A 19235-nucleotide genomic window follows, 5' to 3' on the forward strand; every position below is an offset into this window, starting at 1 on the left:
GGCCCCACGGCGACCATCGAGGTCGCGTTCCAGGGCCACTTCTCCCGCTTCGCGGACATGGCGCCCGGCGGCGATTTCGCGTGAGCGCACCGCCTGACGGTCACGTCGGAGGGGAAGTCGCGCCCGCGAGCTCCGCCCGGACGATCGCCGCGCCGGACGCGAGCGCGGCCATCTTGTCTCGCGCGACGTGCCGGGACAGCGGGGCCATGCCGCAGTTCGTGCTCGGGTACAGCTTGTCCTGGTCGACGAACGGGAGCACCTTGCGGAGCGTCGCGGCGACCTCCTCGGGCGTCTCGATCGCGGTCCGGGCGACGTCGATCGCGCCCACCATGACCTTCTTGCCGCGCAGCAGCCCGATGAGCTCGACAGGGGCGTGCGAGTTGTGGCACTCCAGGGAGACCGTGTCGACCGACGACCGCTGCAGCAGGGGGAACGACTCCTCGTACTGGCGCCACTCGGATCCGAGCGTCGCCTTCCAGTCGGTGTTCGCCTTGATGCCGTAGCCGTAGCAGATGTGCACGACGGTCTCGGCGCGCAGCCCTTCGGCCGCGAGGTCGAGCACCTCGACGCCCCAGTCGCGGACGTCGTCGAAGAAGACGTTGAACGCGGGCTCGTCGAACTGGATGATGTCGACGCCGGCGGCCTCCAGCTCCTTCGCCTCCTGGTTCAGGATCTTCGCGAACTTGCGGGCCAGCTTCTCGCGGCTGCCGTAGTGCCGGTCCGCCAGCGTGTCGATCATGGTCATCGGACCGGGGAGTGCCCACTTGATGGGTTGTGTCGTCTGGGCGCGCAGCGCCTGCGCGTCGTCCACGAAGACCGCCTTCGGCCGGCTCACGGGGCCGACGACCGCCGGGACGTCCGCATCGTAACGGTTGCGGATCCGCACCGTTTCGCGGCTCTCGAAGTCGACGCCGTTGAGGTGCTCGATGAAGGTCGTGACGAAGTGCTGGCGGGTCTGCTCGCCGTCGGCGATGACGTCGATGCCCGCGAGGCGCTGCTCCTCGGCCGCGAGGCTCAGGGCGTCGTGCTTGCCCTCGGCGAGTTCCGCACCCGCGAGCTTCCAAGGCGACCAGAGCTTCTCCGGCTCCGCGAGCCAGGAGGGCTTCGGCAGGCTGCCGACGATGGCGGTAGGCAGAAGGGCGTTCATCCGTGTGTCTTTCCCGTCTCGTCGGGTCGGTTCAGCGGTCTGCGGCCCACGCGTCCAGCACAGCCCGATAGGGCGTCAGGAAACGCTCCTCGGTGAGGCCGGCCTGCGCGAGCGCGAGCCGGCTGCGCTCCTCGCGGTCGTAGGCGATGCCTGTGACCGAGTGGTCGGCGTTCTCGAGGCTCGGCCGGTACACGTGGCCCGCGGCGGCGTTGGCGTTGTAGATCTCCGGGCGGTAGATCTTCTGGAACGCCTCCATCGTGCTGATCGTGCCGATGAGCGCCAGGTCCGAATAGTCGTTGAGCAGGTCGCCGCAGTGGTAGAACGCGAGCGGGGCGACGGAGCCGCGCGGCATGAAATAGCGCACCTGCAGCCCCATGCGCCCGAAGTACTCGTCGGTCAGTGAGAGCGCGTCCTGCTGGTACTCGACTCCGAGCACCGGGTGGCGGTTGTCGAGCCGCGTGTATGTGCGGTTCGTGGACACGCTGATGCAGATGACCGGCGGCTGGGCGAAGCGCTCGCGGTAGACGTCCGAGGCGAGGAAGAGCTGGAAAAGCTTGCCATGCAGGTCGCCGAAGTCGCTCGGGATTCCGGGGGCGCCGCTCGCCTTGTGGGCGGGCAGCACGACGCTGAAGTCGTAGTCGCGGACATACGACGAGAAGTTGTTGCCCGCGATGCCCGGGATGCGCCGGCCCGTCGCCCTGTCGAGGATCTGCACGTCGAGGATCTCGATGAGCGGGAAGCCGGGTCCACCGTCCCGCGCGTCGAGGTGCAGGTCGACCGAGACGATCTCGAGTTCGACCGAGTAGCGATCCCGCTCCGGGTTGTCCCAGTCGGCGAGGTCGTTGAAGCGACGATCGATCATGGTCAGCGCGCCCCGGAGGTTCTCGCGCCGGTTCTCTCCGCGGGCGAGGTTGGCGAAGTTCGTCGTGATCCGCGAGCCGGATGACGGGGAGTACTCCTCATCGAAGCGGGTCGTGCCGATGCTGAACGTGAGTTCGGTTGCTGCGGTGCCGGTCGTCATGGTGATCCGAGCGTAGGCACGGCGGCGCGACATAGCCCTATCAGGATACTCAGCGACCGACCATAGGCATCTCCTATGAGAAAAGCTCGACGCCGAAGTCCGCGACGACCTCGCGCATCTCGGCGACGAAACGCTCCGCCTGGCCCGTCAGCGGGATCGAGGTGTGCCCGATCCAGCCGATCTCGATGCGCTCGTCGACGTCGAGCGGCACGGCGACGATGGACGGGTCCAGGTCGTCGGAGATGATCCCGGTGGAGATCGTGTAGCCGCCGAGGCCGATCATGAGGTTGAAGATCGTGGCCCGGTCGCTGACGCGGATGTCCTGCTTCGACGACCGGGTGGACAGGATCTCCTCGGCGAGGTGGAACGAGTTGTTCGTCCCCTGGTCGAAGCTGAGCCGCGGCAGCTCCTCAAGGTCGTCGAGCGTGACGCGCTCACGGCCCGCGAGCGGGTTCGTCCGGGCGACGAAGATGTGCGGTGTCGCGAGGAACAGTGGGGTGAAGCCGAGACCCCCGTCCCGGAGCAGCTTGTCGACGACCTTCCGGTTGAAGTCATTGCGGTAGAGGATCCCGATCTCGCTGCGGAGGGTGCGGACGTCCTCGATGATGTCCCAGGTGCGCGTCTCGCGCAGGCTGAACTCGTACTCCGCGGCCCCGGACGCCTTCACCATCCGCACGAACGCGTCGACGACAAAGGAGTAGTGCTGCGCCGAGACGCCGAGGAGCCGACGCGACGGCGGGCGCCCGAGATAGCGCTGCTCGAGGAGCTCGGCCTGCTCGATGACCTGGCGGGCGTAGCCGAGGAACTCGGTGCCGTCCGCCGTGAGGGTGATGCCGCGGGTCGAGCGCGTGAAGAGCGCGCGTCCTGCGCGTCGCTCGAGCTCCTTCATCGCGGCGGACATCGTCGGCTGCGAGACGTACAGCAGGTCCGCCGCGGCGGAGATCGATCCCTCGGCCGCGACTTCGATGAAGTACCTCAGCTGCTGCAAGGTGATGCCGTTCCCCGCCCCGCCTGGTGCCATAGCCACACGCTATCCCGGTGACAGACGCCCAGGAGCCCTGTGGTGACAGATCGCTGTCGGGTCTCGGGGCTTCGCGTAGGAAACGCCATCTCCCGGGAACAGAGCGCGCCGCGGCTGCGGGTCAGGAGATCAGGTCCTCGGTCAGCTGGGCCGCTATCGCCTCCTCCTCGATGGCCAGCCCGTGCTCGGCCATCGCGGTGGCGAGCGCGGGGTCCCAGGGCGAGGTGGCTGGTGGGCCAGACAGACGGAGGGATGGAGCGTCGCGCGCGACAGCGTCTCGGTAGTCTTCGGCGCGGTACCTCCAAGGCCGCCAGGGCACCCGCCCCCGCAGCGACTCGGCGATGCGCAGCCCGGCCCAGTCGAAGTCGCCGTGATAGCGACAGGCCGCGCCTTCGGCGGTGAGCGCGAGCAGAAGCTCGACGGCGGCTGTGCTCGGCTGACCGGAGGTGCACACGAGCACGGGGGCCGTCGCGTCGGGCGCGTGCCGCCACCTCTCGGCCGCGACCTCGACCAGCGTCGGGTTCTCGCACACGTGCACGACGCGTTCTGCGGCAAGCGGACGCACGCCGCCTGATCGCACGTGGTCGAGCGTCAGCAGCAGCGGCATCCGCGCCGCGCGCATCGCCTCGAGCATGCGTGCGGTGGCTGACTGTGCCTGTCGCGGAGACTCCCTCGATACCACCGGCGCGCCGGGCACGCCGAGGCACAGCACCGACGAGGCGACGGCCGACATCACGACCCCCGCGGCCTCCCAGACGTCGCGCGCGGACGGCGAGCGATCCGGTGCGCTGGGGGTCAGCGCCCAGGCGAGCGCCGTGACCGCAAGCCGCCCCAGCGGCCGGCCGGCATCCAGCCCGTGCGCATCGCCCAGCACGCGGCGGGCGAACACCGGCAGCGGCTCACCGCCCGTGGGAAGAGCCCCCAGGACCGACGCCAGCTGGCGCACCAGCTCACTGCCCACCGAGGGAGACGGCGGCACGGACAGTCGCGCGGCCTCGGACCGCGCTGCCCTCTTAAGGCCCCCGCTCGCGCACCACGACTCCCAGCGAGTGAAGAGTCCGGGGAAGCGCGCCGCCGCGTCCGCGAGGCTGTCGCGAGCGGCGGCCCAGGCCGCGGACTCGCGCGCGCGCACCGCTGCGCGGTCGACGACGGGTCCGGTGAGCGTCTCGACGGCGTCTGCGAGGCCCGCAGGCCACGGACCGCGCCGGAGCACCTCTTCGACGCGGCCGAGGTCGACGCGCAGCGTCGAGGAGCCCGCACGCCGCGGGGCGCCGATCAGGCGCGTGACCGCCGCGCGCTGCTCGCGCGTGGGGTTCTTCAGCTCCACCTTGCCGCTCAACGGCGTCGACCCTGCTGCGAGGATCCTTCCGCGGACCCTCTCGACGAGCCATGCGATGTCCGGTCCGCCGAGCAGGCGTTCGAGACCCGACATGTCCTGCGGCCCGGAACCGCTCATGTGAAGAGGGTCTCTTCGAGGCCGGAGTCGGCGGGCGCGCCCCCGGCGCGCGCCTCGTCCCCCACGTCCGCCTGCCTCGTGCGCCGCCGGCCGTCCCACCGCCAGCGCGTCACGCCGACCGCGTCGATGCCCTCGACGCGGGACAGCTGGGCGATCGCGAGGCCCGGCACATCGGGGTAGCACCCCCACTCGCGCTCGCTCGTCATCGCCACGTCGAGGTCGAAGGTCGCCAGCAGGCCGAGCGACTTGGCCCGGGAGTCGTCATCGACCCCGGCGAACGCCTCGTCCAGCATGATGAGGCGGGGCGCGAGCGGCGATGCCGAGTTGTAGTGCGCCGCGGCCGCCGCGAACAGCGGCACGGACACGGCCAGGACCTTCTCCCCGCCCGACGCCGGACCCGAAGCCGACCGCCACTGGCCGTTCTGCCAGCGCTCGACGACGAAGACGTGCCAGCGACGGTAGTCGAGCGCCTGCTCCAGCTGCTCCTGCCACCCCGCGGACGGATCCTCGTCGCGGACCTCCCGGATCCGGGCGGAGAGGAACTCGCCGATCGCCTCACGATCCGCCGGCGTCCAGGTGGCGTCCGAGCGGACGAGGAGCGCGCGCGCCGCCGCGAGGCCCGTCGGCGCGTCGGGGTGCTCGCGCCAGCGGACGCGCAGCTGCATGCCCGTGGAGGTCTTTCGGGCGGCGAGCTCGTGGTTCATGCCGTCGAGCTGCTCCTCGGCGGCGAGGATCAGCTCGTGCAGATGCCCGGCCACTTCGTTGACGAGGTGGTTCTCCAGGATCTCCCGCTCCCGAGCGCTGAGAAGGGTCTCGCGGTCGGCGACGTCCGCCTCCAATCGTGCCGCCAGAAGATCGATGTCGATCTCGTCCTGCAGATAGCGCACACGCATCACGATCACGTCGTCTCGCTGCTCCTGCACGGCGGTGTGGCCGTGGCGGCTCATCTGGTTCGCGAGCTCGGTCGCCGCGGTGGAGAGCCGCTGCTGGATGCGCTTCCACGCCTCGGGGGAGTCGTCTGCGTCGCCGAGCTGCTGCTCGGCCGCCCGCGCGAGCTGCAGCGCCGCCGTCACGTGCCACGAGTCGGAGTCGTCCGTCGGCGGCAGCTGCGCGTCGCGCAGGGCGACGCGAAGCAGACCGGTCTGCGCGAACCTCCGCAGCGCCACGGTCGCGTCGTCCCGCGCGGATGCCCGCTCGCGTCGGCGCTGCTCGAGATCGTGGATCCGCTGCTTCAGCGCGCCGAGCTGCCCCGCCGCGACCTGCTGCTCCGTCGCGAGGCGCCGGAGGGTCTCTGCCCACGAGTTGAGCGCGGCGCGCACGTTCGCGAGACGATCCTGCAGCTCGGCGACCGATGCGCCCACGGTCGCACGCAGCTCCTCGTATGTCGACCGCAGCTGTTCGGCCGTCCGCTGCAGGTCGCGCAGCGCATCGTGCCTCCGTTTCCGCTCCGCCTCCTGCACTGCGCTGCGTTCCGCTGCCTGCTCCGCGACGGTCGACCGCTCCGCGACCAGCCCCTGCGCCGCCCACAGCCTGGTCAGCGCGGCGTCGTAGTCGCGGATCGCGGCGTCGACCGCATCCAGTTCCTCGCGCGTCGTGCCGAGCTTCAGCTGTGCGGCCTCGTCTGCGAGCCGGGCCTCGTCACGCTCGGCGATCTGCTGGGCGGCGTCCCACGTGGCGCGCGCCTTCGCGACCCCCTCCGCGGAGCGCACCGCCTCGCGTCGAGCCGCAGCGAGGGCGTCATGCGCCGAATGCACCGAGCGCTCGCGGTCCGCGGGGTACGCGGCGCGCTCCGCACGCAGCTGCGTGAGGCGCCCGGTGGCGGCGTCGATCCTCCGCCTCGCCGTCGCGAGCTGGGCGTCGAGCTGTGCGGCGGACGCGCGCAGCTGCGCGAGAACCTCGCGGCGGTGCGCTTCGCGCGCGCCTGCGCCCACGAACTCGGCCGTCGGCTTCGTCCACGAGCCCCGGGCAGGGCCGGCACCCCACCCGCCCGACGCGTCGACCCAGATCGCGGCGCGCGAGCCCTCGCCCCAGCCGATCCGCGCCAGCACCGAGGCCACGGTCTGCGCGCTCACCGCGTCGTCCGGGCCGACGGCGGGGGCGAGGACGGCGGCCAGCGAGTCGGCGATCGTGGGACCCGTCGGCCCGAGCACGACGTCACCGGCCGACGTCAGCGTGCCGTCGGGGAAGATCCACGCGTCGAGCAGCCCCGCCGACTGCAGCGCCGCCTCGACGGCGGCCCGGGTGGCGGGGGTGACCGTCTCGACGAAATCGGTGGCGCGCCAGAGCGGCGCTCCCGCCCGGTCCGCGCGGTCTTCGTAGTCGCGGCCGTCGAGCGCCGGTGGCTCGGGATCGCGCCCTGCCTCGAGGCGCGCGATCTCCGACCGCACTCGCTCGCGCTCCCGCGCCAGCTCGTCGGCTTCCTTCTGCGCGGCGGCACGCTCGAGGCTGATCCGCTCGGTCTCCGCCTGCGCCGCTGCGTCGAGCGCCGGAGGTACGGGCGACTCGCCGTCGACGCTGTTCGCCCACGCCTCAGCCCTGCGCGCGAGGTCGTCGACATCCGTGACCGGCAGCACGGCGAGCCCCGAGATGTGCGCCCGCACCGCCTCGCCGTAGGCCGAGATGGCGGCGTCGACGGCCGCAGCCGTTCGTTCCTGCTCGTCGGCCCGTGCCGCGTGCTCGGCCTCCGCGTCGTCGAGGCGGCGCCGCTGCGCGTCGGCGGTCGCCGCGCTTGCGCGGGCGGTCGTCGCGAGGCCACGCACGTGGTCCACCTGCTCGCGCCGCCGGGCGAGGATCCGGCGGCCCAACTCCTCGTCGACGACCGTCGCATGCTCGTCGCTCAGGCCCGCGGCGCGCGCGCGGCCGGCGGCGTCGGCGGCGAGCCGATCCGCTTCGGAGCGGGCGTCCCGCAGGCGCTCCGCGGCGGACGCCGCGGCGGCCGTCTCCTGAACGGCGCGTTGCGTCGCCTGCTCGGCGTCCTTCGCGACCTCATCGACACGCGCGTCCATGGCGTCGGCCTCGCGGGAAGCCTGGTCCAGACGCTGCGCGTCCTTCATCTCGGGGCTCGCGAGCAGCGCCTGCTCCTGGCCGCGCAACGTGCTCTGACGGGCTTCGGCGTCCTCGCGTTGCGCGTCGAGCTCTTCCGCCCGCTCCTGAGCCTGCTTCTGCTGGTCCTCGGCCTCGTGCAGGTCGCGCCCGGCCCACTCGTATGCCGAGTTCGCCTCGCGCAGCGTCTTGGCGTACCTGCGCGTCGCGACGCGCGCGTACGCACGGTAGTGGCGCAGGAACTCGTCGGCGGAGGCGAGGGTGTGCTTGGCCTGGGCGATCCCTTCGCGCTCCTCCTCCAGAGACCGGAACGATTCGGCCACGTCCGCGATGATCGCCTGGTCGAGCGGCGCGAGGGCCTCTGTCAGCGCCGCGGAGAGCGCACGCTCGTCGGGGTTCTTGGACAGCTGCGGCTGTCGCAGCTGGATGAGCAGGTCGATGAGCGCCGCGTAGCGCTCCTCTCCCAGCCGGAACAGCAGCTCGTCGACGGCACGACGATACGCCTCGCGCGTCGTGTAGACGTGGCCGGATCCGGTCGCCGCCAGCTCGTCGCGCAGGCGCTCCTGGGTCAGGGGCGTGCGAGTGTCGTCGATCAGGTGCAGATCCCCGATGCGGCGGGTGCTCGTCAGATACCAGGACTTGACGATGCCGCGACCCGACGCCGCCTTGAGACCGATCCCGAGAGTCACGAAGTGCTCGGCACCGTTCTCGTCGCGGCGACCGAACTCGATCCACGAGTATCCGGTGCGCTCGGAGTGCGGGTGCGCGCCGGCGAGCAGGAGGTTCCACTCCATCCTCTTCTTGGGGTCGGCGTCGGGCTCGACGCGCCGAGCGATGAGCGCGCCGTCGAGGAGGAGCGGCAGCGTCAGCGCCAGGACCTTGGACTTGCCGGTGCCGTTGTTGCCGCGCAACAGCAGGCGTCCGTCGTGGAACCAGAACTGTTCGTCGTCGTAGTAGAACATATCGACGATGCCGATGCGCAGCGGCTGCCAGCGCGCGGTCTTCGGGTGGGGGAGCGGGCTGTCTCCATGCACGCTCTCGGTCATCGCGCCCTCCTCTGGACGATGGTCGGTGCGGCCACGGTGAATCGGTTCAGGGCCGGCAGCGGATGCACGACGGCGGTGGCTCCCGTGCCGTCGACCCGGACGAGGCCGAGTCCCGCGAGCCGGTCGAGCGCTTCGGCGACCAGCTCGTCCTCCGCGCCGGGATCGCGGCTCGTCTTGCGCCAGTAGGCGGCGTGCTCGCGGGCGAGCGCGCGCATCCTCGCTCGCAGCGCCGACACCTCGGTGGGTCCCGTGGCGGCGAGGTGCTCGGCGAGCAGCAGTGTGGCGTGCCCGTCGGTGCCCTGCTCCGGCATGCGCAGATCGGTGAGCTGATCCTCGGGGTCGACCATGGCGATGCCCTCGGCTCGCAGCTCGGGAACGAGCCCCGTCGCCTCCGAGAGGCGCCGCGTCAGCTCGACGCGCTGGCGGATCAGGTAGTCGCGCTCGTCGGCTGGCAGCTCGTCGTAGTAGACGACCGGATCGCACAGCAGGCGGCGGGTCACCGACTGGCGCAGCTGCCTGTTCGCCTCGTCGTCGGTGTAGGCTGGCGGCTGTTCGTGAAGGGCCGCTTCGATGTCGTCGATCCCAGGATGCGCGGGAAGGCGCGCCGCGACCGTGCTGGGCGCGTGCGTCGTCGCCAACAGCGTCGCCAGGACGCGCCGGTCGATGTCGTACAGCGCGTCGCCGTCGGCCGAGACATAGGACTCCTCGTCGCCCGCGACGCGGTCGAGCACGCCCCAGCTCAGCAGCAGGCGGATCGCCGCGACGAGGTCTCGGCGCTCCTCCCGCCCGCTGAGCGTGAACTCGACGCTCGACAGACCGGGGCTGGTCGCCAGCAACACGATCTGCTCCGCAAGGCGCCCGAGCGAGATCTGTGGGTCGGACCGTTCGAGAACGGCCAGGGCCAGGCAGAGCAGCACGTAGCGGCGCCGTGTGAAGGCATCGCCGCGGCGCACCCGCGCGGGATGGCGCTGTGCGATCGATGTCGCCGTGGGGCCGTGGGGGACGATCGACACCCACAGCCGCGCCGTCTGCGCGTCGACGGTGAGGCGCCATCCCGTCTCGCGCTCCAGCCAGGCGCGCAGCGCGTCGGCGTGACGTCGGGCGAGGCGGAAGAGCTCGCCGTCGGTATCGTGGCGCAGCACCGGGCGGAGGAGCAGCGCGCGCATGACCCGGACGCGCTCCTCGGCGTCGCGGCCCTCGAGCGCGCTCGTGATCGTGCGCGGGGTCGCATCGAACATGCTCATGTGCGCGTCTCCGAGACGAACTCGCGGGCGCCCCGATCGGTGTGTGCGGTGCGGGCGCCCCGATCGGTCTGTGCGGCGCGAGCGGACGGGTCGGAGGCGGAGACGATGTCGATCAGGTGGTCGGGGCCGGTCAGGTCGCCGTCCGGGGTCGTGATCGTGGCGTCCGGGGCTCCGTGGATCCGCGTGATCGTCACGGTGAGCTCGCCGTCGGATGTCGTGACCTGCGCCATCGAAGCCTGCGGCTCGAGCGCGGAGAGAGCGTCGCCCAGCAGCCCGAGGAACAGACGGAACGCCTCCGGGTCGAGTTCCTCGAACGTCGAGAGGGGCCGCGGGCCGTCGGTCAAGATCCGCCGCCTCGCCGCGGCGGTCTGCTCCGCCTCGCGGCGGGCGCGCTCTGCGAGCATCGCCTTCCCGGCGGAACGGTCGCTGACACGGGCGGATCGGCCTCGCCTCTCGTACGAGCCGCTGCGGCGTAGCTGCGGACTGATCTGCACCGGCGGCGCATCGGCCCACGGAGTCGCCGAGCCCAGAGCGGCGGTGGCCCACGCGTCTTCCGTCTCGCTGGTCACACTGAGGTGCCGCGCGCGGGCGAGACCGAACGCGGATCGCCAGAGCCGGTGATGGTCGCCGTCCCCGTGCAGCGAGGCGAACCACTCCGCCAGCGTCAGGAAGTCCTGGCTGCGGTCGGTGCGGCCGCCCGCCCGGTCGTGCAGCGCACGTACGACCGCGAGCAGCGCGGGGATCGCCGCCCGGGCGCGTGCGCGCAGCAGCTTTGCCTCGCTCTCCCGGGCGGGGGTGCTGACGAACCAGTCGGTGAGGCCGGACCACTGGCGCAGCCAGGTGTCTCGTGTGGCGCCGCGGATAGTCTCCTCCTCGCCGGGGGCGGCGTCGATCGCCTCACGGTCGGCGGCCGTCTCGGCGAGGAAGCGGACGCTGTCGGAGGGGATCTCGCCGAGCAGCTGAGCGATCGTCGCGCCGCGGGTGAGCAGATCCGAAATGAACCGCTCGAGGTATCCGATGAGCTGCTCCTTGTAGGCGACGAAGGCCTCCGCATCGGCATCGTGGAGATCGATCGTGCGCTGGAGGGAGCCCATGAACGCGACGGCGTTCTCGGCCAGCTCCGTGAACCGGTCGCGCAGGCTGCGCAGCGACTGATGCGTCACGGCGACGTCGATCGGTTCCCCGGCGCGGTGGGCGACGGCCATGTCGCGCAGCACCGTGAGAAGCGCGACGATGTCCTCGAGCGCCACGGACTGCAGGGCGCCGCGGCTTCCCAGCGCCGCGTCATACTGTGCGAGCGCGCGTTCGGCCGCTTCGCCCGGCCGGGACAGCTGGTACAGCATGCGCCGGCGGTAGAAGTCCTCCAGCGCGGTGACCCGGCTCGAATCCGGGAACGCGAGCAGGTTGCCCCACCCCGGCTGCGCGAGTCTCTCCATCGCATCGGCGACGGCGCTCTGCTCCGCCGCCGGCTCCTCGCCATCGCCGGCCAGCGCGGCGGCGACCTGCTCGGGGCGCACGTGCACCGTGAACCGCTCCTTCTCGGCCATCATCGCGCGCATCACGCGCCGGTACAGCGGCGCATTCGGCGCGGACAGATACGCGAACGGACCGTAGCCGTCGCGGCGCTCGGCGGCGTCGGTGGAGGCGGCAGTCGAGGGGTCATCGGACACGACGACGATCCTGCCACGAGCCACCGACGCCTCGTGATGGGGGACCGGCCGAGCTGCATCGTCGAGACGATCGAAGTGGACCTGCCGCGTCCGCGGGACGAGGCCGTGCGGCAGAGCGAGAAGTACCTTGCGTACCGGGCCCGGCTGGCAGAGCTGCTCTTCGGCCAGCCCTCGACGAATCGTGCGGCATGAGCGCTGTCACCACCTCCACGATGACGCTCGCGCACGTCGGGGTCGTGGTCGGCGGGTTCTTCGCCGGCAACGCGGGCATCGGTACGACGTGACTTACGCGGCCGGGCGACTCGACACGACGGGTGTGATCGCATCGGTGGTCGTGGTGGGGGTCGGTGTCGCGCTGAACGCGCTCGCCCGGTGGATCGAGCGCCGGGCGGACTCGTGGCGCTCCGAGGAGCCCTGAGCTCCCCCCCGCGTGACCCGTCCCGTCCGGCCCTGAGCCGGGGCGGGACCGCGTAGCGGGAACCCCGGGGGGACTCCGCGGGGCGACTGCCCCATGACCGCCGGTCAGTGGGACTCCACGTCGTCCGTTCATCGAACTTGCGCCTGCGGGCTGCTCCCGCGCTCTCCCAGGGTGATGGCAGCAATGAGGGAGCCCAGTGGCGGGCTCCCGGGCCTGGGGGCGGGTGGTGCGGCCCGACGCAGGTCTGACGACGACGATGTCGAAGGAGAACACCAATGTCTGCGGCCTCAGCTGTGACACCCGGCCGGTCTGCCCCGGTCAAGCGGCGAAGCGTCTACGGCGTGCTCGCCATCTGCTGGGCGACGATCGTCGCCGACGGATACGACCTGATCTCATACGGCAGCGTCCTGCCCGATCTGCTCCAGTACCGCGAGTGGGGACTCGACGCGGCGGCCGCGGGACGGCTCGGAAGCCTGGCGCTCGTCGGCATGCTCATCGGCGCGCTCGTGATGGGCACGTTGACCGACCGGCTCGGCCGACGCCGCGTCATGATCGCGTGCCTCATCTGGTTCTCCGTGTTCATGCCTCTGACGGGTCTCGCCCCGACCCCGGAGATCTTCGGGGCCCTCCGGTTCGTGACCGGGCTGGGGCTCGGAGGGGTGGTCCCCACGGCGATTGCGCTGACGATCGAGTACTCCGCGCCGTCGCGGCGGCATCTGCACAACGCGATCATGTACTCCGGGTACTCGGCGGGCGGCCTCGCCGCCGCGCTGCTGGCGATGGTGGTCCTGCCGGCCGCGGGTTTCCGCATGATGTTCTTCATCGGGGCGGCGCCGCTGGTCCTGATCGTGCCGTTCGCCATCGCCTTCCTGCCCGAGTCGGTCTCGTATCTCGTCGCGCGGGGGCGGATCGACGAGGCGCGCCGGTACGCGGAGCGCTACGGCCTCCCCATGCCGGACGACGTCGAGGTCGCCGCCGCGCAGCGACAGGACCGTTTCGCGTCCGTCCGGATGCTGTTCTCGCGCGGTTACCGGGTGGCGACCCCCATGTTCTGGGCGATCTCGCTCATCGGACTGCTGCTCGTCTACGGGCTGAACACGTGGCTGCCGGAGGTCATGCGCAGCTCCGGGTACTCGCTGGGCACCGCGCTGGCGTTTCTGCTCGTGTTCAACCTCGGTGCCATCGTGGGCGTCATCACGGCCGGTGCGCTCGCCGACCGGATCGGCGAGCGCGTGATCATCTGCGCGTCGTTCCTGGCCGCGGCGGCTTCGGTCACCCTGCTCTCTGCGCGGCCGCCGGAGATCATCCTGTTCGCATTGATCGCGATCGCCGGCTTCGGCGCGAACACCCAGACGCTCGTGAACGCGTTCGTCGGCGGGTACTACCCCCCGACCGCGCGTGCGACCGCCCTGGGTTGGGCGCTCGCGGTGGGACGCATCGGGGGCATCATCGGGCCGGTCTACGGCGGCCTGGTGCTCACGGCTGTGGAGACGGGACTGTTCCCCGCGGCGATGAACTTCTACGCGTTCGCACTGCCCGCGGTGCTCGCCGCGGTGGCGGTGGCGTTCGTGCCGCGCAGGCAGCCCTCACCGAGCGGGTCGTCTCCCGCCGCATGAGCCGCGTCGCCCCGAGGCACCGCGGGAGCACGGCGCCTCGGGGCGATCGGCGGGTCCCGCGGGCACGGATTCGCTCGCGGGCGTCACCCCACCCGGGCCTGCACCCCCGGGCGCCATCCGAGCAGTCGGGAGATCCCGAGTCCGCTGGCGAAGAGCGTCATCTCGGCGGCGGAGAGGTGCACGCGACGTCCGTCCACGAGCACCGAGAGCGCCGCGACGACCCGCCCGCTCGAATCCAGGATGCGGGTCGCGACGGAATCGACACCGGGCGTGAGCTCGCCGCGCACCTTGGCGATCCCCGTCTGCCGGCACGCGGCGAGCTCCGCGCGGATCCGCTCGGGATCCGTGATGGTGTCCGGCGTGTACGCGCGAAGCGGCCTGGCCAGCACGGCGTCGATGCGCGCGGCGTCCGCGTGGCTGAGCAGCACTTTTCCCACCGCGGAGGAGTGCAGCGGCAGTCGGCCGCCGACGCCCGAGACGACGCGCACGGCGCTCGGGGCCGATCGCCGATCGATGATCACGGCCTCGTCGTTCCTCAGCACGGCGAGCTGGACGTGCTGCTTGAGCGCGGCGTACAGGTCTTCCATGAACGGCTGGGCCAGCGTGCGCAGCGACTCGGTGTGCGGGGCGAGGGTGCCCAGCCGCCAGAGCCGGAGCCCGATCGTGAACCGGCCGTCCGCTCCGCGTTCGAGCAGTCCGGCCCCGACGAGCTCGCCGAGCAGCCGGCGCGCCGTGGCGTGCGACAGCCCGGTGCGCCGCTCGAGCTCGGCGAGCGTGAGCGCGGAGTGGTCCGGCCCGAAGGCGAACAGCAGGTCGAACACGCGGGAACTGACACTGCGTCCGGGGTCGTTCGTTCTTGGCATCACGAGCTCCTTTGCCAGCGGATGCAGGGGGACGACGTCGTCGATCTCACCTCGGGGGCGGGGCACCCCATGACGAGATCACTTCGGAGACTAGTTGTCGCGCGCCCATCTGTCCATCAGATGGACAGACGGGCGAGCTGCCGCACACCCGGCAGCCATCCTGGGAAGGCCCGAGCGCAAGGAAGCGCCGGCAGAGGGGCGAAACAACGATGACCACCGTGACCGTATACGAAGCCATCGGCAGAACGCTCGCACACCTCGGTCAAACGACGGTGTTCGGATTGCTCGGCAGCGGCAACTTCCTGTTCACGGACGACTTCGCTCGCCATCATGGCGGCCGCTTCGTCTGGGTTCGCCACGAGGCGTCGGCCGTGGCCGCTGCGGCCGCCTATGCCCAGATCACGGGGAATCTCGGGGTCGCCACGGTGCATCAGGGTCCCGGCGTGACGAACACCCTCACGACCCTGACGCATGCCGTGCGCGAGCGCCAGCCCGTGCTCGTGCTCGCCGGGGAGACCGGTCGGGGCCTCAACGTGAACCAGACCATCGACCTACCGCGATTCGCCGCAGCGGCCGGCGCGCGCGTCGAGCGCGTGCTGCTCGCAGAGTCCGCGATCGACACGATCGCGCGTGCCGCGCGGACGGCGCTGCGCGACCGCATCCCGGTGGTGGTCGGCATCCCGACGGACGTGCAGAACCAGCGGATCGAATGGCACGACCCGGTCGCCCCGCCGACCCCGAACGCGCCCCGGGCGGTCGCGTCGCCCGGGGACATCGCGGCGGTGGCCGACCTGATCGAGGGCAGCCGGCGTCCGCTCATCCTCGCCGGGCGAGGGGCCGTGCAGTCGGGCGCGCGCCCGGCGCTGGAAGCCCTCGGTGAGCGGATCGGAGCGCTCTACGCGACGAGCCTCGTCGCCAACGGCCTGTTCGCGGGCAACGAGTACAGCGTGGGCGTGTGCGGCGGGTTCGGCTCGACGCTCGTTCCGCGCGTGGTGCCCCATGCCGACCTCATCATCTCCTTCGGCGCCACGATCAACCAGTGGACGGCCTTCCACGGCGAGCTGATCGAGCGCTCCAAGGTGGTGCAGGTCGACGTCGACGCCGCCGGCATCGGGCAGTACGGGGCGGCGCGGTACGGGCTCGTCGGCGACGCGGCGGAGACGGCCGCGGCGCTGCTGGCAGAGCTCGAGAGGCGCGGTTTCTCCTCCGACGGGTTCCGCGGCACGGAGCTCGCCGAGCAGGTGCGCTCCTACGACGCCGCCGCCGAGGTCGAGCCGGCCGCGGTCGAGGGGCTGATCGACCCCAGGTCCCTGTGCATCGCCCTGGACGAGGCGCTGCCCGCCGAGCGCACCGTGACGTACGACAGCGGTCACCACCACTGGTGGCCAACGCCCTTCCTCTCGGTGCCGGACGCCACGGGCTTCCTCGCGGCCCAGGGGTTCCAGTCGGTGGGCGTCGCGCTCGGCAGCGCGATCGGCATGGCGGAGGCGCGGCCGGATCGCATCGCCGTGGTGCTGATCGGCGACGGCGGCACGCTCATGCAACTCGGCGAGCTCGACAGCCTGGTGGCGCACGGCCGCCGTGTCGTCGTGGTCATCTTCAACGACGGCATCTACGGTGCGGAGGTGCACCATTTCGAGCCGCTCGGTCATGGCACGGAGCACGTCGAGTTCGGCGTGCGCGACTTCGCGGGTGTGGCCCGCGCGCTGGGTGCCACGGCCGCCGTGGTGCGCAGTCCGGAGGATGTCGCCCAGGCCATCGGCGAGTGGCTCCCGAACGCGTCGGGCCCGCTGGTGCTAGACAGCCGAGTTGATCCCGCGGTGCGCTCCGAGCGGCTGCAGGAGGCCTTCCGCCAGCACTGAGCGGGGATCTCCGACATGTGTGAGGGGCGCCCGGTTCACCGGGCGCCCCTCACACATATTGTCGGTCTGGTCAGCTGAGGGCCGCGGGCTGCGGGTCCGTCCAACGCTCGGGTGTGCGGGCATAGGAGCGATCGATGTCGTGCACCGACTGCACGCCGACCATGGCGAGCGCCACGTCCAGCTGGTGCCGGAAGAGCTCGAGCACCGCGTCGACGCCCCGCTCGCCGCCGAGGGCCAGCGCGAGCAGCTGGGGGCGTCCGATCATCACGGCGCGTGCTCCGAGGGCCAGCGCGCGCACCACGTCCGATCCTTGGCGGACGCCGCCGTCGAGGTACACCTCGACCTCCTGCCCCACCTCGCGAACGATCGACTCGAGCACCGTGATCGTGGCCGGCGCGCCGTCGAGGGACATGCCGCCGTGGTTCGACACCACGATCGCGTCCGCCCCCGCGTCCACGGCGCGACGGGCGTCCTCCGGCGTGATGATGCCCTTGACGATGAGCGGGCCGCCCCAGCGCTCCTTCAGCCAGTCCATGTCGCTCCACAGCGCCGTCTGCTTCTTGCGCGGTCCCATGGCTTCGTTCGCGGCGGCGAGCTTGGCGCCGTCGGTCAGGAAGCGGGCGGTCCAGGCGGGACGGCGGGCCAATTGCGGGCCGAACTCGATCGCCGATGACAGCGAGACCTTGAGGCCCATCGGAGGCTTCGGAGAGACCGGGCAGTCCACCGTGACCGCGATCGCCTGGAATCCGTGCCGTTTGGCCGCTTCGATGTACTCGGCGCACTTCTCATATCCGTGCGAGAGATACACCTGCTGCCACACGGGGCCGGTCGCCCGCCGTGCGATCTCGTCGGGCGTGTGGCCGCACATCATCGACACGCTCGCCACCGTGCCCGCGCGTCCGGCCGCCGCGGCCGCGCCCGGCGCGCCGTGAGGGTGCACCATGCGCAGCGCACCGATGGGCGACAGCAGGACGGGCATGGAGACCTCCGTGCCCAGCACGGTGGTCGACAGCTGCCGCTCGGGGAAGCCCACGGCCGCGCGCGGCACGAGGTCGACCTCGTCGAACGCCGCCTCGTTGTGCCGCGTCGTCCACGAGCGGCCGGAGCCGTTCGCCATGTCCTCGAAGAGCACGCGGGGCAGCGCCTTGCGGGCGCTCGCCTTGAGCTCCTCATAGGTGTGGAAGTTCAGCTTCTTCGGCATCGACGCTCCTTGTCCATGACGGGGATCATTGCGGATCAGCGCCCCTCTCGCAGCCGGCGGGGCCAGATGCCCTGTTTCCCGGGCGACAGGATGCCCTGGGGATCGACGGCGTCCTTGATCGTCTCCGCGAAGCGCAGATAGGCGTGGTCGCCGAAGTCCAGCTGCTCGGCGGCCAGGTCCATGAAGTCGAGGTGCGCGCGGTAGGCGGCGTACCCCTTCTTGCCGGCCTCGACGATGAGGGTGCGAGCCGTGTCGTACGCGCGCTGCGTCTCCTCGAGATCCGTCCAGTTGAACTTGCTGCCGCAGACGAACAGGGCCGCACGCGCGCTGATCGCCATGACCACGAGGCTGAAGTCGAAGCCCGCCGCCTCCTGGATCGGCTTGACCTGCTGGATGAGGTCCCATGTCGCGCGGCCGGTGAGCGGCAGGACGGGGGAGAAGTCGATGTGGCCTCCGGTGTCGCCGCCTTCCCCGCCGTTCCAGTTCGAGATGCGAGCGAGATCGAGGTTCGCCACGCCGGTGATGACGCGGTCGGAACCGTGCTCGAGCTCCTCGGCCTCCGCGGGCGTCAGCTTGCCGACGCTCTCGACCCGCACTCCCGGGACCGCCTCGAAGGCGGCCTTCACCTTGGCGTACTTGTGGTCGAGCACAGGCCCGTCGCCCCACATGCCCAGTCGCAGGAACCACTGGCCCACGCCGAGCTCCCGGCCGATGCGATCGACGAGCTCGTCGGGCACGCGGCCCTCGCCGCTGTACCAGTCCTTGCGTCGGGAGACCATGCCGGCGGCGTTGAGGCCGCGGAAGATGCACGGCACGCCCTCGATCGTGCGGTCGAGCTTGAGCTCGCGCAGCACGTCGACCATGCCGATGATCGACTCCTCGGTCTCCCCGATCACGTGCGCGGGCAGCACGAACTCCGGTCGGCGCTGCAGCCACACCCCCATGCGGGTGACGACGCCGAAGTTGGACTGCATGAACAGATGGTCGAGACCGGGACCGAGTCCCTTCTTGTACAGGTGCCAGGTGGGGTTGCCCTCCTGCGCCCCCATGCCGGTGCGCAGGAGCGAGCCGTCCGCCAGCACGACCTCAAGCCCGCACGGCGCCTGGTAGTCCTCGCCGTACTGCATGTACGTGACGCCATGGTCGAGCGAGTTGCCGATCACCGATCCCCAACCGATGTCCGGCACGCTGAGCGTCAGGTCGTGTCCGCCTTCGCGGAGCGCGGTGTACAGCTCGAGCCAGCTGACCCCCGGCTCGACGACGGCGTAGGCGAGCTCGTCGTCGATCTCCAGGATGCGGTTGAAGCGTCGGAGGTTCAGCAGCACCGACCCCGTCACGCGGGGCGCGGCACCCCCGTAGCCGTTGTTGCGCCCCTGGCCGTTGGTCCAGAGGGGGACGTCGAGTTCGCCGGCGATCCTGACGATCTGCTGAACCTGCTCGGTGGAGTCCGGCTGCACGACGACCGAGGGCAGGTAGGCGTTCCACTGCCGTGGTTCGAAGGGGTCGCGGAACTCATCGAAGGCGGGGCCTTCGGTGTGGACGTGCTCGGCCCCCACGACGGCGCGGAACCGTTGGATGGCAGTGTCGAGCGTGTCGGCGTCGATGGGATGGGTGTCGGAGATCGTCAT

14 protein-coding genes are annotated in these 19235 nt (G+C 71.3%); 4 read left to right on the plus strand and 10 right to left on the minus strand.

Annotated features, from left to right (window positions below; genetic code table 11):
• Positions 1-100 precede the first annotated feature (100 nt).
• From IEX37_RS12945 to IEX37_RS12975, 7 genes are all read right to left on the minus strand, one after another.
• Entirely contained in the window at positions 101-1147 is a 1047-nt protein-coding gene (locus tag IEX37_RS12945; protein WP_188756701.1) for a methionine synthase, read from the minus strand.
• 31 nt (positions 1148-1178) lie between these two features.
• Positions 1179-2168: a DUF1852 domain-containing protein gene (locus IEX37_RS12950; protein ID WP_188756702.1), complete on the minus strand. Its 990-nt coding sequence runs from the start codon at positions 2166-2168 to the stop codon at positions 1179-1181.
• A gap of 73 nt (positions 2169-2241) precedes the next feature.
• Positions 2242-3189: a LysR family transcriptional regulator gene (locus tag IEX37_RS12955; RefSeq protein WP_188756703.1), complete on the minus strand. Its 948-nt coding sequence runs from the start codon at positions 3187-3189 to the stop codon at positions 2242-2244.
• A 121-nt stretch (positions 3190-3310) separates the two neighbouring features.
• On the minus strand, positions 3311-4645 hold the full coding sequence (locus IEX37_RS12960; RefSeq protein ID WP_188756704.1) for a TIGR02679 family protein: 1335 nt from the start codon (positions 4643-4645) through the stop codon (positions 3311-3313).
• Complete coding sequence (locus tag IEX37_RS12965) at positions 4642-8733, minus strand: TIGR02680 family protein (RefSeq protein ID WP_188756705.1); 4092 nt, start codon at positions 8731-8733, stop codon at positions 4642-4644. Before IEX37_RS12965 ends, IEX37_RS12960 begins: the two co-directional genes overlap by 4 nt.
• Entirely contained in the window at positions 8730-9977 is a 1248-nt protein-coding gene (locus IEX37_RS12970; RefSeq protein WP_229663260.1) for a TIGR02678 family protein, read from the minus strand. The genes IEX37_RS12965 and IEX37_RS12970 overlap by 4 nt, the downstream gene beginning before the upstream one ends.
• Positions 9974-11647 carry a TIGR02677 family protein gene (locus tag IEX37_RS12975; RefSeq protein WP_188756706.1) on the minus strand — a complete coding sequence of 558 codons (1674 nt, stop codon included), beginning with the start codon at positions 11645-11647 and terminating at the stop codon, positions 9974-9976. Before IEX37_RS12975 ends, IEX37_RS12970 begins: the two co-directional genes overlap by 4 nt.
• Before the next feature lie 36 nt (positions 11648-11683).
• On the opposite strand from IEX37_RS12975, the gene IEX37_RS12980 reads away from it, so the two are divergent.
• The 3 genes from IEX37_RS12980 to IEX37_RS12990 all read left to right on the plus strand — a co-directional run bounded on the left by IEX37_RS12980 (position 11684) and on the right by IEX37_RS12990 (position 13681).
• Positions 11684-11839 carry a hypothetical protein gene (locus tag IEX37_RS12980; protein WP_188756707.1) on the plus strand — a complete coding sequence of 52 codons (156 nt, stop codon included), beginning with the start codon at positions 11684-11686 and terminating at the stop codon, positions 11837-11839.
• A gap of 88 nt (positions 11840-11927) precedes the next feature.
• Complete coding sequence (locus IEX37_RS12985) at positions 11928-12065, plus strand: hypothetical protein (RefSeq protein WP_188756708.1); 138 nt, start codon at positions 11928-11930, stop codon at positions 12063-12065.
• A gap of 275 nt (positions 12066-12340) precedes the next feature.
• The gene (locus IEX37_RS12990; protein ID WP_188756709.1) at positions 12341-13681 is read left to right on the plus strand and encodes an MFS transporter; all 1341 of its coding nucleotides are present in this window, start codon (positions 12341-12343) and stop codon (positions 13679-13681) included.
• Positions 13682-13764: 83 nt separating this feature from the next.
• Here the strand turns inward: IEX37_RS12990 and IEX37_RS12995 are convergent, their stop codons facing one another.
• A complete protein-coding gene (locus IEX37_RS12995) occupies positions 13765-14544 on the minus strand; it encodes an IclR family transcriptional regulator (RefSeq protein ID WP_188756710.1) in 780 nt (259 codons plus the stop codon).
• A gap of 218 nt (positions 14545-14762) precedes the next feature.
• On the opposite strand from IEX37_RS12995, the gene IEX37_RS13000 reads away from it, so the two are divergent.
• Positions 14763-16406 (plus strand): thiamine pyrophosphate-binding protein, encoded by a 1644-nt coding sequence (locus IEX37_RS13000; RefSeq protein ID WP_188756711.1) that lies wholly within the window; start codon positions 14763-14765, stop codon positions 16404-16406.
• Between the two features lie 70 nt (positions 16407-16476).
• Here IEX37_RS13000 and IEX37_RS13005 read toward each other — a convergent pair whose 3' ends face one another.
• Positions 16477-17607 (minus strand): alpha-hydroxy acid oxidase, encoded by a 1131-nt coding sequence (locus IEX37_RS13005; protein ID WP_188756712.1) that lies wholly within the window; start codon positions 17605-17607, stop codon positions 16477-16479.
• A 35-nt stretch (positions 17608-17642) separates the two neighbouring features.
• Entirely contained in the window at positions 17643-19235 is a 1593-nt protein-coding gene (locus tag IEX37_RS13010) for an FAD-binding oxidoreductase (RefSeq protein WP_188756713.1), read from the minus strand.

The sequence above is a fragment of the Microbacterium album genome (assembly GCF_014643695.1).
Classification (GTDB): domain Bacteria; phylum Actinomycetota; class Actinomycetes; order Actinomycetales; family Microbacteriaceae; genus Microbacterium; species Microbacterium album.

Bases quoted from the DNA above. Each gene is read 5' to 3' on its own strand.
- IEX37_RS12945 (WP_188756701.1), bottom strand. From the start codon at position 1,147: ATGAACGCCCTTCTGCCTACCGCCATCGTCGGCAGCCTGCCGAAGCCC.
- IEX37_RS12950 (WP_188756702.1), bottom strand. From the start codon at position 2,168: ATGACGACCGGCACCGCAGCAACCGAACTCACGTTCAGCATCGGCACG.
- IEX37_RS12955 (WP_188756703.1), bottom strand. From the start codon at position 3,189: ATGGCACCAGGCGGGGCGGGGAACGGCATCACCTTGCAGCAGCTGAGG.
- IEX37_RS12960 (WP_188756704.1), bottom strand. From the start codon at position 4,645: ATGAGCGGTTCCGGGCCGCAGGACATGTCGGGTCTCGAACGCCTGCTC.
- IEX37_RS12965 (WP_188756705.1), bottom strand. From the start codon at position 8,733: ATGACCGAGAGCGTGCATGGAGACAGCCCGCTCCCCCACCCGAAGACC.
- IEX37_RS12970 (WP_229663260.1), bottom strand. From the start codon at position 9,977: ATGAGCATGTTCGATGCGACCCCGCGCACGATCACGAGCGCGCTCGAG.
- IEX37_RS12980 (WP_188756707.1), top strand. From the start codon at position 11,684: ATGGGGGACCGGCCGAGCTGCATCGTCGAGACGATCGAAGTGGACCTG.
- IEX37_RS12990 (WP_188756709.1), top strand. From the start codon at position 12,341: ATGTCTGCGGCCTCAGCTGTGACACCCGGCCGGTCTGCCCCGGTCAAG.
- IEX37_RS12995 (WP_188756710.1), bottom strand. From the start codon at position 14,544: ATGCCAAGAACGAACGACCCCGGACGCAGTGTCAGTTCCCGCGTGTTC.
- IEX37_RS13005 (WP_188756712.1), bottom strand. From the start codon at position 17,607: ATGCCGAAGAAGCTGAACTTCCACACCTATGAGGAGCTCAAGGCGAGC.
- IEX37_RS13010 (WP_188756713.1), bottom strand. From the start codon at position 19,235: ATGACGATCTCCGACACCCATCCCATCGACGCCGACACGCTCGACACT.